We start from the raw sequence: 13,882 nt of genomic DNA, 5'->3' as shown, positions 1-13,882 counted from the left end.
TGACACAAGCGCCAGCTGCTATTTTTATGGCGGCCCCAAGGGCGGCCCGGCCAGGCATTGGCGCAGGGCCGCGCGCATCGCCGGCTCGTCGGCCAGATGGCCGCAGGGCGGCAGCCGCAGGCTCACCGCGGCGCCGGCCACCAGCCCCATGCGGGCCCAGCGCCGGCTGTTGGCGGGCGGGCAGATGGCATCAAAGCGCCCATGCACCCAAGCCACGGCCACGCCCTGCCGGGCCAGCGCACGCACGGCGCCATCAAGAGCGCCCGGCCGCACAAAACCCCTATGCCGCAGATAGTGGGCCTGCACGCGATAGCGGGCCCATAGCAAGCGGTCGGACCGGTTCGCCCGCGGCCGCAGCAGCCCGGCCTCGGCGCGGCGCTGCCGCCGACGCAATGCCGCCCATTCACGCCGCAGCGCGGCGGCTGCACTGCCCCTGGCATGGAGCAGGCTGCGCCTCAGCCCTGCAGCCGCATCGCGCATCTCGCGCAACGCCCAACCGCGCAAGGCGTGCAGCGATGCAACACCAGGTGTTCCGCTTTGAAGCAGTTGTGCCAGATCGGCGAGCGCCCAGGCCAGCGGCGTCCCGGGCTTCACGGGCCAGACGGCATCGCTGCGGCCCAGTGCTTTCCCCTTGCGGGCCGAAGGCAGCAGCAGGCCGCCGATCTCACGCCGCGTGAGGCGGAACGCGCCGCGCAACACCAGCCGCTGCACGCGCTGCGGATGCTGCCGCGCATAGCCGAGCGCCACCACCGTCCCCCATGAGCCGGCCAGCAGCGACCAGCGCGGCACGCCCAGATGTTCGCGCAGCGCTTCGAGATCGGCCACCAGCGCGGCCGTATGGTTGGCCTGGATGCTGCCCCTGGGGCGCGATGCGCCGGCGCCGCGCTGGTCCGGTGCGATCACGCGCTGCCGTCCCAGATCGAAGGGCTTGAGCATGCCCGGCTGGCAGCCGCCGCCCGGCCCGCCGTGCAGCAGCAGCCAGCATTCACCGTCGGCACGGCCGAGCTCGCGCCAGGCCATGCGGTGCGCGCCGCGCGCCAGCCATCGCGGCGCTGGCCAGAAGGGCTTGGAGGAGATGGCATCGAACTTGCTTTTCATGCTTGCAGCCTTGGTGAACCTGTGTCATCGCAGCTGCAAACATGTTTCATGCCAACCCTATCCAAGGAGACCCTCATGCAATGGACAGCACCCGCCTTCACCGATCTGCGCTTCGGCTTCGAAATCACCATGTACATCGCCAACCGCTGAGACCCGGCCACTGACCCCGGCAAAGCGCCTGCGCCGCGGCTCTCGCGCTTTGCCAGCCTTCTTGCTCACCACCATGCATCTGCGCGTTCTAGGCTCCGCCGCCGGTGGCGGCTTTCCCCAGTGGAATTGCAACTGCTCCAACTGCGACGGCCTGCGCCGCGGCAGCCTGCGTGCCCGGGCACGCACCCAGTCCTCGATAGCGGTCAGCGCCAATGGCCGCGACTGGCTGCTCGTCAACGCCTCGCCCGACATTCTTCAGCAGATCCGCGCCACGCCGCAGTTGCAGCCCGCGCGTGCGGTGCGCGACAGCGGCATTGCGGCCGTGCTGCTCATGGACGCCCAGATCGACCATGTGACCGGTCTGCTGATGCTGCGCGAGCGCCAGAGCCCGCTGCCGCTGCTGGCCACGCACGAAGTGCTGTCGGACCTAGGCGCGGGATTCCCGATCACGCGCATTCTTTCCCACTACTGCGGCGTTCAGCCCCAACCGATTCCCCATGACGGCAGCGCCTTCGGCGCTCCCGGGCTGGAGGGCCTGGAGATACGCGCCGTGGCACTCTCGTCCAAGCCACCGCCGTACTCACCGTTTCGCGGCGCTCCGCGGCCCGGCGACAACATCGGCATCGTGCTGCGGAACCCGGCCACGGGAGCCCGCGCCTTCTATGCGCCGGGCCTGGGCGAGGTCACGCCCGAGCTGCAGGCGCTCATGGCCGGCTGCGACGTGGTGCTGGTGGACGGCACGTTTTGGCGCGCCGACGAGATGCAGAGCCTGGGCCTGTCCGAGAAAAGCGCCGCCGACATGGGCCACCTGCCGCAGAGCGGGCCGGGCGGCATGCTCGAACATCTGCGCCGCCTGCCCGCGCGCACGCGCAAGCTGCTGATCCACATCAACAACACCAATCCCATCCTGGTCGAGGACTCGGCCGAGCGCGCCCTGCTGGACGAGCTGGGCATAGAGGTTGCGCACGACGGCATGGACATCCCACTCTGAAAGACCTGCATGGACATCGCCACCACTGCCGCTGCGCAAGCCGATCTGCCGGCCTGGAACCGCGCCGAATTCGAAGCCCGGCTGCGCGACAAGGGCCGCGCCTACCATATCCACCATCCTTTCAATCTGCGCATGAATGCGGGCGGCTGCTCGCCCGACGAGCTGCGCTGCTGGGTGGCCAACCGCTTCTACTACCAGATCTGCATTCCGCGCAAGGACGCCGCCATACTCGCCAATATGCCGGATCGCGCCCACCGGCGCCTGTGGGTGGAGCGCATACTCGACCACGACGGCGATGGCGACCAGGCCGGCGGCATAGAGGCCTGGACGCGCCTGGGCGAGGCCGTGGGCATAGAGCGCGAGGACCTGTGGTCGCTGCAGCGGGTCGCGCCCGCCGTGCGCTTTGCCTGCGATTCCTACGTGAACTTCGCGGCCCGCGCGCCCTGGCAGGAGGCCGTGTGCTCCTCGCTCACCGAGATGTTCGCGCCCCAGATCCACAAGGACCGGCTGGCCACCTGGCCCGGGCATTACCCATGGATAGAGGCCGCGGGCCTGGACTACTTCCGCAGCCGCATTCCTCTGGCCGCGCGCGACGTGAACCACGGGCTGCGCGTGACGCTGGAACACTTCACCACGCGCGCCGCGCAGCAGCGCGCGCTGGATATTCTGCAGTTCAAGCTCGACATCCTCTGGAGCATGCTGGACGCCATCGAGAAAGCCGCCCATGAATAGCTCTCCCCTGCCCCAGCTGACGCGCCGCCTGCGCATGCAGTACGAACCCGCCCAGTCGCGCTGGGTGCTGCTCTACCCCGAAGGCATGGTGCAGCTCAACGACAGCGCGGCCGAGATCCTGCGCCGCTGCGACGGCCGACACACGGTAACGGACATCGTGGGCGAGCTGGAGGCCCTGTTCGAAACCCAGGGCATCGCGCCCCAGGTGCAGTCACTGATCGACGAGGGCGTTCGCCGTGGCTGGCTCGATTGAAGCCGCGCCGCCGCTGTGGCTGCTGGCCGAGCTGACCTACCGCTGCCCGCTGCACTGCGTGTTCTGCTACAACCCCTTGCGCTATGCGCAGACCGGCGCGGAGCTCAGCACCGCGCAATGGGTGGAGGTGATGCGCCAGGCGCGCGCGCTGGGCGCAGCGCAGATCGGCTTTTCCGGCGGCGAGCCGCTGCTGCGCGACGATCTCGAGGAGCTGGTGCAGGAGGCCCGCTCGCTGGGCTTCTACACCAATCTGATCACCTCGGGCGTGGGGCTCACGCCGGCCCGCGCGCAGCGCCTCAAGCATGCGGGCCTGGACCATGTGCAGCTCTCGTTCCAGGACAGCACGCGCGAGCTCAATGATTTTCTGAGCCATACGCGCACCTTCGAGCTCAAGAAGAAAGTCGCCGCCATCATCAAGCAGCATGACTGGCCCATGGTGATGAACTGCGTGCTGCACCGGCACAACCTGCCCCATGTGGACAAGATCATCGAGATGGCGCTGGAGCTGGGCGCCGAGTACCTGGAGCTGGCCAACACCCAGTATTACGGCTGGGCCTGGCTCAACCGCGACCACCTCATGCCCACGCGCGAGCAGCTCGAGCAGGCCGAGGCCGTGGTCTGGCGCTACCGCGAGCAGATAGGCTCGCGCTGCCGCCTGCTGTTTGTCGTGCCCGACTATTTCGAGCAGCGGCCCAAGGCCTGCATGAACGGCTGGGGCGCGGTCTTCCTGAGCATTGCGCCCGACGGCCTGGCCATGCCCTGCCACAATGCGCGCGACCTGCCCGGCCTGCAGCTGCCCAACGTATGCCAGCAACCGCTGGCCGAGATCTGGCAACGCAGCGCGGCCTTCAACGCCTACCGCGGCGAGGACTGGATGCACGAGCCCTGCCGCAGCTGCGACGAGCGCCACAAGGACTTCGGCGGCTGCCGCTGCCAGGCTTTCCTGCTCACCGGCGATGCCGCCGCCACCGATCCCGTGTGCAGCAAATCGCCGCGCCACGACAAGGTGCTGCAGCTGGTGCGCAGCGCGCCCGAGCGGCGCCACATACCCATCGTCTTTCGCAGCGATGCCGAGTCGAGGTCGCTATGAGGAAAGCGATCCTCGCCCTGGCCCTGCCACTGGCAGCCGCCTGCCAGGCCGGCCAGGGCGTGACGCCGCAGGACCTGGCCGTGCTGGCCGCCACCTGCTTCACCTGCCATGGCCCGGACGGCCAGCCTCCCGGCAACAGGCCTGGCTCCATACCCGCCCTGCGCGGCCGCAGCGCCGGCTTTCTGCTGCAGCGCCTGCGCGAGTTCAAGGCCATGGCGCCTGAGCAGGCCGGTGCCGGCGCCACCATCATGCCGCTGCTGCTGCAAGGCTATGACGAGGCGCAGATCGAGGCCCTGGCCCAATGGTTCGCGCGCCGGGAGCAACCCTGATGCCGCCGCGCCGACGCGAGCTTCTCGGCTCGGCCCTGTGCGGCACGGCGGCCCTGGCCGCGCCGGCCCTGGTGCATTCGCGGGCCGCAGCGGCGCGCGTGCTGGTGGTGGGCGGCGGCTTTGGCGGCGCCACGGCCGCGCGCTATCTGCGCCGGATCGCACCGCAGCTGCAGGTGACCTTGATCGAGCCCGCGCGGCGCTTCTACACCTGCCCGTTCTCCAATCTGTATCTGGCCGGGCTGCGCAGCTGGGAAAGCCTGGGCCACGACTACGACGGACTGCGCGCCGCGGGCGTGGAAGTCATCCATGAGCGCGCCGAGGACGTGGATGCCGCCGCGCGCACGCTGCGCCTTGCCGGCGGGCAGCTGCTGCGCTGGGACCGGCTGGTGCTTTCCCCGGGCATAGACCTGCGCTGGAACGCGCTGGACGGCTATGACGCCGCCGCCGCCGAGCTCGCCCCACATGCCTGGAAGGCCGGCGCGCAAACCCTGCTGCTGCGCCGGCAGATGCAGGCCATGCGCGACGGCGGAACCTTCGTCATGGTGATTCCCGACAATCCGTTCCGCTGTCCGCCCGGCCCCTACGAGCGCGCGGCCATGGTGGCCCACTACTTCAAGCGCTACAAGCCTCGCAGCAAGATTCTGCTGCTCGACGCCAAGGAAAATTTTTCCAAGAAGGCGCTGTTCCTCCAGGGCTGGAAAGCCCTGTATGGCGAGATGATCGAATGGCTGGGCCTGTCGCGCGACGGCCAGGCCGTGCGCGTGGATGCGCAAGCGCTGGAGGTGGAAACCGTATTCGGTGCGCGCCACCGGGCCGACGTGCTCAATGTGATTCCGCCGCAGAAAGCCGGCTTCATCGCCGAGCGTGCGGGCGTGACGGACGGCAGCGGCTGGGCGCCGGTCAAGGGCGAGAACTTCGAGTCGCAGCGCGTGGCCGGCATCCATGTGCTGGGCGATGCCAGCTTTGCGGGCCCCATGCCCAAGTCCGGCTTCGCCGCCAACAACCAGGGCAAGCTGGCCGCGGCCGCCATCGCGGCCGAGCTGGCCGGCCTGGAGCCGCCTACGGCCTCCTATGCCAACACCTGCTACAGCCTGATAGGCCCGGGCTACGGCATCTCGGTGGCCGGCGTCTACCGCGCGCAGCAGGGGCGGCTGATCGACATGCCGCATTCGGTGGGCATCAGCCCGCTGGATGCCGACGCGGCCTTCCGCGCGGCCGAGGCCAGCCACGGCGCGGCCTGGTACGCGGCGATCAGCGCCGATATCTGGGACCGCTGATCCCGGCTCAGCCCTGCTCCAGCCTGGCCGCGGCCTGTTCATGCCCGGCCTGGGCCGCGCGCAGATACAGAGTCCTGGCCTGCAAGGCGTCGCTGGGCCCGCCCAGGCCCAGCTCGGCCATCTGCGCGAGCTGGTACAGGGCGTCGGCATCCCCGGCACCGGCCAGCCCTTCCCACAGCCTGCGCGCCTGCAGGTGATAGCCGAGCCGGCTGGCCGCCTGGGCCTTGAGGTGCAGGTCCGCCCCCGCAAGCATCAGGCGCGCAGCTCCCAGCAGCGTGCATGGATGCGGAAAATCCTGGCCCGGATTCATGGCTTGGTCGCGAGAACCCAGGCGGCCAGCAGCTTGAGGTCCTGGGCCTTCAGGCTGGAATGCGCGGGCATGGCGGCACGCCCCCATTTGCCCGAGGAGCCCATCTGGATCGACTGGGACAGGGTGGCCACGCCGTCCTTGTCGCCCGCATATTTGCCCGCGATCGAGCTGAAGGCCGGGCCCACGATTTTTTCCGTGGCCGAGTGGCAGCTGAAGCAGCCATTGGCCTTGGCGAGATCCGCGGCCGCGACGAGGTCGACATCGGCCGCGTGCGCCGAGGCAGCGGCGCAGAGAAAGCTGAAAGCAAGCAGTGTGCGCATGGCGGAAAAGCAAGATGCAGAGTTGAGGAACATCAAGCAATTGGCAAAATCCATGCCAGGCCCGTCGCCCTGCCAAACCCGCCTCAGGCGGCCGCCGATTGCCACATCGGACCGTGACACTGTTCAGGAATGAAGCAGCCGGTGTCTCAGACTCATGCCCATTGAACCGCTTGGTCGGACAGGCTCGCTCAGCGCCTGTCCAGGGCCTGCTGCTCATGGCGCGGATACCACTGCACCAGGCTGCGGTTGAATTCGGCGGGCTGGGCGGCCCAGGCCGCAAAGCGCTCGGGCAGCTTCACGCGCAACAGCTCGCTGAGGTCCACGCCCCGCTCGGCGCTGTCGCGCATGAGGGCCGTCAGCCATTGCAGCCAGTCGCGCGTCTGCGCCATGCCCAGCCGGCCCTCGTGCACGGGGCCGTGGCTAGGCACCACCAGCCTGAACCGCCCCTGCGCCTGCCATTTCTCCAGCAGCTCCAGGCTTGCCAGCCAGGCCGCGGGATCGGCATGGGGCGTGGTCGGCACGCGCTCGGCAAACACCAGGCCGCCCGCAAACAACACGCCCGTATGGCTGTCTATGAGCACCAGATCGTCGCCGGTATGGCCTTGCAGGCGGTGCAGCTCCAACAGATGCAGGCCCAGGCGCAGCGTCTGCGGCGGCAATGCCTCGCGCGCCGGCGTGGCCTTGGTGCCCCGCATCCAGTCGCCGCAGAGCCGGTACAGATTGTCCTCGTAGGCCGCGCCTTCGGCCTGCATGCCCGCGATGCTGCCGGCCAGGGCTTGGGTGGGCTTGTCGCTCCAGGCCTGGTTGCCCAGGAAATAGTCGGGATGCAGATTGAGGTTGAGCACCTGACGCACGGGCTCGTCCGTCACGCGCGCTATGGCGCGCCGCTGCTGCTCTCCATACAGGCGCGAAGGGCCGGTGTTGATGACCACCACGCCCTCGCCCGTGGCGATGAAGGCGGTGTTGATGATGTTGCAGCCGTTCGCTCGCGTGAAGTCGGCCACGGCACCCTCGATGACCCAGGTGTGCTCGGCGATCTGGCGCGGCTGCAAGCCGTAGTCCAGCTTCTGCGCGTCGGCGCGCGCCGCGACCGGCGCGGCTGTCTGGGCCGGCGCGGGCGATGCCAGAGCCGCCAGCAGCATCCCTGCGATTGCGGCCTTCATGCGCTGACCTCGGCATCGATGCGATTGCCGTTGTTGTCCTGGCCCTGCAGGCGGAAGCTCTGCGGACCTTCGCGCGGCAGCTCGAAGGTGATGAGCGGATTCTCCGAGACCGGCTCGTGCGGCTCGAGGCGCCACCAGAGCCGGCCTTCGCCGTCCCGCAGTTCCAGGCGCTCTATGTAGAACGCCGGAATTCCGGCCACCAGCCCGGTATCCATGGGATGCATGACGCGCACGCGCAGCCGGCGGCTGCCGTCGATCACATTGTTGAAGATGCGCGCCTGCACCTGGTTGAGCGTGCTTCTCCAGGAGCCGTCGACACGCGAAGCCCCGGGCACGGTACAACCGCCCCCGGCCGCCTGCGCCAGCACGCTGCCCACATGCCACAGGCCGTCCCGGGTCTGCACCATGGCCCGTACCGGCGAAGCCTGCTCCAGCCGCATGCGAAACGACAGCATGGGCAGAGCGCGCAGCGGCTCGAAGGCCAGCACCTCGCGCACGGGATTGCGGTCCACCACGACCAGCATGCGCTGCACGCCTCCTCCCAGGTTCGCGAGAGCGCGTGCATCCACCTGCAAGGGCACGTTCATCGCATCGTCGGCAAACGCCGGCGTACGCACGATGACGGCATCGGTGAAGCGCACGGGCGCGTTCGCCAGATATTGCTCGCGCAGCGACGGCCACTGCATGGAGCCCAGCGGATCGCCGCCGGTGCGATCATCGGCCGCGCGGGCCGCTCCGGCGCCCAGCGCCCCTAACAACAGCAATTGACGACGTTGCAGCAACTGTTTTCCTCCTGGCTTGGATGCGGGCACCGCATCCCGATGCGGCGGCCATCCCCATGGCTTGAGCAAAAGCAGTGCCAATCCGGCCCGGCCGGCGCTGGACTCAAGAAAACCGCCCGCCTCGCCTTCCTGTCGGCGGGAAAAGCTCAATCCGCCTGCGGCCTCCCGGCCAGCCGGTCAGGGGTTGACTGTTCCAGCACGCAACACCTGCGAGCCAGTTTCAATGCAGTTCGGCCAGAAAGGCCTTGACGGCCGCGTTCACCGGCTCGGGGTGGGTGAGATTGGCCGCATGCCCGGCGCCGGGCACATCCACCCATTGCGCATGGGGCAGAGCCTTGAACATCGCGCGGGCACGCTCGGGAGCAATGGCCGCATCCTTGTCGCCGTGGATCACGAGCGCCGGCACCTTGATTTCGGCCAGACGCGGGCTGATGTCGTCGCGCAGCGCCAGCGTGGCAAAGCTCTGACCCAGATTGATGGGCGTGGCCTGCTTCCATTTGGCCTTCCACTGCGCGGCGCCGCTCCAGCCGCTGCCCAGAATGACCTGCTCCACGGTGGCTGCCATATCGTCCGACAGCCCATGCTCCATCCAGGCCTTGAGCAAGGCCTCGTGGTGCGGCATCTGCTCCGGGTCCTCCAGCATGGCCTGGGTATCGATCAGCACCAGAGCCCCCACGACCTCGGGATGGATGAGCGCGCAGCGCAGCGACAGATAGCCGCCTTGCGACATGCCGACCAGCACGGCCCGCTCCACGCCGAGGTATTTGAGCAGTGCCGCCAGATCGTCGGCCGAGTCGTAATACGAGAACGGCGCGCAATGATCGGGATCCGCCGTCCGGCCATGGCCGCGCTCGTCCCAGCAAATGCAGCGAAAGCGCTCCTGCAAGGCCTGAACCTGGGGTGCGAACATGGTGTGATCCATGAGCAGGCCGTGCGAGAACACGATCGCCGGGCCACGCCCGCCGCTGTCTTCGTAGTAGAGGTTCTGGCCGTTGACCGGGGCAAAAGGCATAAAGAGGCTCCTTCACTAGAGGGGAGGGACGGCGGTCCCGCTCCGCCACATCCTAGGCAGCTCTCATGACAGCAGCAACCGGTGTGGCCCTAAAGCCCAACGCATGGCGCACGCCAGGACAGCGCCAAGCCCGGGGAACCGGCTTCAAAGCGCTCCCGAGCACCGTCGCTGCCACGCGACAACTGGCCGCCGCAGGCCGCCGCCTGAGCAGCCTTTGCGGACGCGATCCAGCCGGGATTTACGCCTAGCTTTGCGGAGCCAAACACATGGTGACAAGCCTCGGCAAAGCCCATATTATTTGTCAACAATGCGTCACAAGGCGGTGGGATGCAAGGGCATTGACGACCTGCCTCAACTCATGTTGAAAACCAGGTCAAGCGCTTGCCGCGTGCATGTTTCGATGGTTTCTAGCCCCAAGTCCGGCCCGTCACAACGGCCGGCTTCGGAGAAAGGGCCGAGTTGCTGCACTCCAGGGTGCGGTTGCTCGGGCAACAACAAGGGAGTGGAGGCAACGAGATGCGTTTCTTGCAGGATGACACCCCAGATGTGGTACTGGTGTTCTGGATCGGCGTCTGCGTGTTCGTGCTGGCACTGATCATCTTCCTGACCATCATCGGCATGCGCTGGAGCGCAAAGCGTCGGGAACGTCGGCATCTGCGTGATCTGCGACGCTGGCGGGAACTCCTGGAGAAAATATCCAAAGGCGAAAGCCTGGCACTGCCCGCACTCTCGACACGCAATGCGCCGGAATTTCTCGAGGCCTGGAACGATATACACGATGAGCTGCCCAATGCCGGCGAGCTGCTGCGCGGCGTTGGCGAGCAGGTCGGACTTTCCGCCACAGCCCGCCGCATGCTGGATGACAGCCACCACGAACGCGCGCTTGCCATCATCGCTCTCGGACACCAGGGGGATCAGCGCGACTTCGAGTCCCTCGTCCCCCTTCTCTCCGATGCCAGCCCCATCATCTCGCTGTGCGCCGCACGCGCGCTGTCGCAGATCGACCCCACCAAGGCCGTGGAGCTGTTTGTGCCGGCCATCGTCGAGCACGAAAACTGGCCGGATGGCGCCGTGGCGCGCATCCTCAAGGAAAGCAACAGCGAAAGCGCGGCCACGGCCCTTTCGGGCGCCTTGCTGCGCGCCAACGACAGCACGGCCGCCAAGCTGGTGCGCTTTCTTGCCGATACGGATGCGCAGCGCGCCGCGCCCATCATCCGCCGCTTGCTGGACTCCAAGGTGGACGACCATGTGATCTCCACCTGCCTGCAGGTCATCAGCGACCGGGCCGACGCCGATCGCGTGCGCGGCCTGCTGGCCCATCCGCGCTGGCATGTGCGCATGCATGCGGCCAGCGCCCTGGGTCGCCTGGGCGACGGCAGCGACCAGGCACGCCTGTCCGCGCTGCTGTCGGATTCGCAATGGTGGGTCCGCTATCGCGCGGCCCAGGCCTTGAGCGCGCTGGCCGGCGAACAGGGTGGCATGGGCAGGACGCAGCAGGACCGCTTCGCCCAGGAAATCATCCAGCATGTGCTGGCGGAACCATTACGGAAGGGAACAACATGAACGAGTTCTGGAGCTCCCTCGCGGCCGGCTGGCAGCTGATCGTCGCCCACCTGGCGCAGATGCCATGGGTGCACTGGGTGACCTCGCTGCAGTGGTTCTTTCTGGCCTACTTCATTGTGCTGAACCTGGCCTATCTGCTGCTGAACCTGGTGTCCGGTTTCGGCATCGCGCGCCACATGCGTGAAAATCGCGCCAGCTATCTGCCCGAGGCCCTGCGCGCCTATCAGCCGCCGGTCAGCGTCGTCCTGCCCGCGTATAACGAGGAGCGCTCCATAGTCTCCAGCGTGCGTTCCCTGCTGGCCCTCGACTATCCGGAGTTCGAGATCGTCGTCGTCAACGACGGATCCACCGACCAGACCCTGCAGGAGATGATCAAGGCCTTCGGCATGGTCAGCTTTCCCGAGGCCTATCGCAAACGCCTCGACACCGAATCCGTCTACGGCGTCTATGTTTCACCGCATATGCCTAAGATACGCCTGGTCGACAAGGCCAATGGCGGCAAGGCCGACGCCCTGAACGCGGGCCTCAACTGCATACGCTATCCGCTGTTCTGCGCGGTCGATGCCGACTGCGTGCTGCAATCCGACAGCCTGTCGCGCGTGGTGCGGCCCTTTCTTGAAGATGCGCGCACCGTCGCCTGCGGCGGCGTGGTGCGTGTGCTCAACGGCTGCACGGCCAAGAACGGTCTGCTGGACAAGGTCGGCCTGCCCAAGGGCCTGCTGCCGGGCTTCCAGCTCATCGAATATCTGCGCGCCTTTCTGTTCGGGCGCATGGGCTGGTCGCCGCTCAATGCCTTGCTCATCATCTCCGGCGCGTTCGGCGTCTTCTACAAGGAGAGGGTGATGGCCATAGGCGGCTACCGGCGCGACACCGTGGGCGAGGACATGGACCTGGTCGTGCGCCTGCATCGCAACCTGCGCGCAGAAAAGCGCCCCTATCGCATCACCTTCGTCCCCGACCCCATGTGCTGGACCGAGGTACCCACGGATCTGCGCTCACTGCGCAACCAGCGCGTGCGCTGGCAGCGCGGACTCGCGGAAAGCCTGTGGCCCAATCTCGGCCTGATGTTCAGCCGGCATGCCGGAGCCCTGGGCTGGCTCAGCTTCCCGTTCATGCTGATCTTCGAGCTGTTCGGCCCCCTGATCGAGCTGGCGGGCTACGTCGTCATGATCGCGCTGTGGCTGCTGGGACTGGTGTCTCTGCAGGTGCTGCTGATCTTTCTGATGGTGGCCATAGGCCTGGGCATTCTGCTGTCCGTCAATGCCATGCTGCTCGAAGAGCTGTCCTATCACATGTATCCCAAGGCCAGCCAGCAGCTCAAGCTGCTCTCCTGGGCCGTGCTCGAGAACTTCGGCTATCGCCAGCTGACCACGGTCTGGCGGGCGATTGGCCTGGTTCGCTGGATGTTCAGCTCCAAGCACCAATTCCGCTGGGGAAAAATCCGGCGCGATGGCTCCTGGCAGGCTCCCGACGCCGCCGCGCGGCAGTTCCCCGCGTCAGAAACCTCCGCACTATGATCGGCAGAAAGTACGCCATGTCCCTTAGACGTGATCCATCCCTACGCAACTTTGCAATCACCGCCCTGACCTTGCTGAACCTGGCGCTGATCCCAGCGCCGGCGACCGCCCAGCAGCCATCCGCACCCGGTCTGACGGAGCAGATGGAACAGGCACGGCAGCTGGCGATCAACGGCCAGCGCGAGGCCGCACTGGATCTGTATGACCGCCTGCTGGCCGAGCACCCGGGCAATGGCGACCTGCTGCTGGCACGCGGCCGCACGCAGGCCTGGATGGGGCGCTGGGAAGCCTCGGAGCGCGACCTGCGGGCCGTGACCGAAGCCCACCCCGGCTATGGCGATGCCTGGTCGGCCCTCGGAGACATGTATTTCTGGAGCGACCGTCCGGCCAAGGCCGCCGAGGCCTATGCACGCTGGGCCGAAATCGAACCCAACGATTCAGCTCCCTATGTGGCCCAGGGCCGGGCCTTGCGCGACGCCGGAGATTACGACGCCGCCGGCCGCGCCTTCAAGCAGGCCGAGCAGCACGGCGCCACGCGCGCGCAGGTGGACAGCCTGATGGCCACGCTGCAGCGTCCGCCCTCCGGGCCCGGCGACTGGGTGCCGCAGAGATTCCGCTGGGTGGCAAGCGGCACCTATGAGCACACGGGCTTCCAGGGCAGCCGGGTGCCGTGGAACGATTACTCGTTTTCGCTGCGCCGGCGCTTCGAACACGGCTCGCTGGCACTGGAGCTGCTGCGGGCCAACCACTTCAGCACGGGCGACAGCGCGGTCGCGCTCGACGGCTATGTCGACCTCTGGCCGCGGGCCTACGCCAATATCCGCTACCAATACGCTTCCGGCGACAAGCTGTTTCCCCACTATGCGGCCCGGGCCGAGCTGTTCCAGGGCGTGGGCAGCGGCTGGGAACTGTCGGGCAGCTACGACCGTCTAAAGTTCAGCGACAACGTGAACATCTACGGGCTGGGCGTGGGCAAGTACTTCGGCAACTACTATGCGCGCGTGCGGGTGCTGCGCGTGCCGGGCACCACCGGCAGCACCGGCTATCGCGCCCTGCTGCGCAACTATTACCGCGGCGATGCCGACAGCTATGTCGAAGTCCGGATAGGCAGCGGTCAAGGCAACGACTACCTCCCGGGCCAGGGCCTGAGCCAGGTTTCCAGTGGCTCGGCCGGCGTCTCCTGGGTGTTCTTCCCCGAGCCTGAATGGGGTTTCAAGCTCACGGCCGACTATGGACGTGACAGCGCAGCTCCCAACCAATACTCGGTTTCCGCCTCCATCTATCGCCGCTGGTAA

16 protein-coding genes are annotated in these 13,882 nt (G+C 67.5%); 10 read left to right on the top strand and 6 right to left on the bottom strand.

Annotated elements, in window-relative coordinates:
• Positions 1 to 24 precede the first annotated feature (24 nt).
• Complete coding sequence (locus AB6724_RS18335; RefSeq protein WP_369339971.1) at positions 25 to 1,098, bottom strand: alpha/beta fold hydrolase; 1,074 nt, start codon at positions 1,096 to 1,098, stop codon at positions 25 to 27.
• Between the two features lie 75 nt (positions 1,099 to 1,173).
• Here AB6724_RS18335 and pqqA point away from each other — a divergent pair, with 75 nt between their 5' ends.
• The 7 genes from pqqA (at position 1,174) to AB6724_RS18300 (ending at position 5,920) form a co-directional block, all read left to right on the top strand.
• Positions 1,174 to 1,248, top strand: a complete 75-nt coding sequence (pqqA, locus tag AB6724_RS18330) for a pyrroloquinoline quinone precursor peptide PqqA (protein ID WP_084301274.1) — start codon at positions 1,174 to 1,176, stop codon at positions 1,246 to 1,248.
• A gap of 73 nt (positions 1,249 to 1,321) precedes the next feature.
• On the top strand, positions 1,322 to 2,239 hold the full coding sequence (gene pqqB, locus AB6724_RS18325) for a pyrroloquinoline quinone biosynthesis protein PqqB (protein ID WP_369339970.1): 918 nt from the start codon (positions 1,322 to 1,324) through the stop codon (positions 2,237 to 2,239).
• A 9-nt stretch (positions 2,240 to 2,248) separates the two neighbouring features.
• Positions 2,249 to 2,971 carry a pyrroloquinoline-quinone synthase PqqC gene (gene pqqC / locus AB6724_RS18320; protein ID WP_369339969.1) on the top strand — a complete coding sequence of 241 codons (723 nt, stop codon included), beginning with the start codon at positions 2,249 to 2,251 and terminating at the stop codon, positions 2,969 to 2,971.
• A complete protein-coding gene (pqqD, locus tag AB6724_RS18315; RefSeq protein WP_369339968.1) occupies positions 2,964 to 3,224 on the top strand; it encodes a pyrroloquinoline quinone biosynthesis peptide chaperone PqqD in 261 nt (86 codons plus the stop codon). Before pqqC ends, pqqD begins: the two co-directional genes overlap by 8 nt.
• Positions 3,208 to 4,314, top strand: a complete 1,107-nt coding sequence (pqqE, locus tag AB6724_RS18310) for a pyrroloquinoline quinone biosynthesis protein PqqE (protein WP_369339967.1) — start codon at positions 3,208 to 3,210, stop codon at positions 4,312 to 4,314. Before pqqD ends, pqqE begins: the two co-directional genes overlap by 17 nt.
• Positions 4,311 to 4,643, top strand: a complete 333-nt coding sequence (locus tag AB6724_RS18305; RefSeq protein ID WP_369339966.1) for a c-type cytochrome — start codon at positions 4,311 to 4,313, stop codon at positions 4,641 to 4,643. The genes pqqE and AB6724_RS18305 overlap by 4 nt, the downstream gene beginning before the upstream one ends.
• On the top strand, positions 4,643 to 5,920 hold the full coding sequence (locus AB6724_RS18300) for an FCSD flavin-binding domain-containing protein (protein ID WP_369339965.1): 1,278 nt from the start codon (positions 4,643 to 4,645) through the stop codon (positions 5,918 to 5,920). The genes AB6724_RS18305 and AB6724_RS18300 overlap by 1 nt, the downstream gene beginning before the upstream one ends.
• 7 nt (positions 5,921 to 5,927) lie before the next feature.
• Here AB6724_RS18300 and AB6724_RS18295 read toward each other — a convergent pair whose 3' ends face one another.
• The 5 genes from AB6724_RS18295 to AB6724_RS18275 all read right to left on the bottom strand — a co-directional run bounded on the left by AB6724_RS18295 (position 5,928) and on the right by AB6724_RS18275 (position 9,507).
• Entirely contained in the window at positions 5,928 to 6,230 is a 303-nt protein-coding gene (locus AB6724_RS18295) for an SEL1-like repeat protein (protein ID WP_369339964.1), read from the bottom strand.
• Positions 6,227 to 6,550, bottom strand: a complete 324-nt coding sequence (locus tag AB6724_RS18290; protein WP_369339963.1) for a c-type cytochrome — start codon at positions 6,548 to 6,550, stop codon at positions 6,227 to 6,229. Before AB6724_RS18290 ends, AB6724_RS18295 begins: the two co-directional genes overlap by 4 nt.
• 188 nt (positions 6,551 to 6,738) lie before the next feature.
• Positions 6,739 to 7,713, bottom strand: a complete 975-nt coding sequence (locus AB6724_RS18285) for a quinoprotein relay system zinc metallohydrolase 1 (protein WP_369339962.1) — start codon at positions 7,711 to 7,713, stop codon at positions 6,739 to 6,741.
• On the bottom strand, positions 7,710 to 8,495 hold the full coding sequence (locus AB6724_RS18280; protein WP_369339961.1) for a quinoprotein dehydrogenase-associated SoxYZ-like carrier: 786 nt from the start codon (positions 8,493 to 8,495) through the stop codon (positions 7,710 to 7,712). The genes AB6724_RS18285 and AB6724_RS18280 overlap by 4 nt, the downstream gene beginning before the upstream one ends.
• A gap of 220 nt (positions 8,496 to 8,715) precedes the next feature.
• Positions 8,716 to 9,507, bottom strand: coding sequence for an alpha/beta fold hydrolase (locus AB6724_RS18275; RefSeq protein WP_369339960.1), 792 nt, complete (start codon positions 9,505 to 9,507; stop codon positions 8,716 to 8,718).
• 516 nt (positions 9,508 to 10,023) lie between these two features.
• Between AB6724_RS18275 and AB6724_RS18270 the strand changes: the two genes are divergently transcribed.
• From AB6724_RS18270 to AB6724_RS18260, 3 genes are read left to right on the top strand one after another with little or no spacing between them, the layout of a single operon-like run.
• Complete coding sequence (locus tag AB6724_RS18270; RefSeq protein ID WP_369339959.1) at positions 10,024 to 11,070, top strand: HEAT repeat domain-containing protein; 1,047 nt, start codon at positions 10,024 to 10,026, stop codon at positions 11,068 to 11,070.
• Positions 11,067 to 12,587 carry a glycosyltransferase family 2 protein gene (locus AB6724_RS18265; protein ID WP_369339958.1) on the top strand — a complete coding sequence of 507 codons (1,521 nt, stop codon included), beginning with the start codon at positions 11,067 to 11,069 and terminating at the stop codon, positions 12,585 to 12,587. Before AB6724_RS18270 ends, AB6724_RS18265 begins: the two co-directional genes overlap by 4 nt.
• 17 nt (positions 12,588 to 12,604) lie before the next feature.
• Positions 12,605 to 13,882, top strand: a complete 1,278-nt coding sequence (locus AB6724_RS18260; protein ID WP_369339957.1) for a YaiO family outer membrane beta-barrel protein — start codon at positions 12,605 to 12,607, stop codon at positions 13,880 to 13,882.

It is taken from the genome of Comamonas guangdongensis (assembly GCF_041079535.1).
Lineage (GTDB): Bacteria > Pseudomonadota > Gammaproteobacteria > Burkholderiales > Burkholderiaceae_C > Comamonas > Comamonas guangdongensis.
This window is presented reverse-complemented; position numbering and strand designations above follow the sequence as displayed.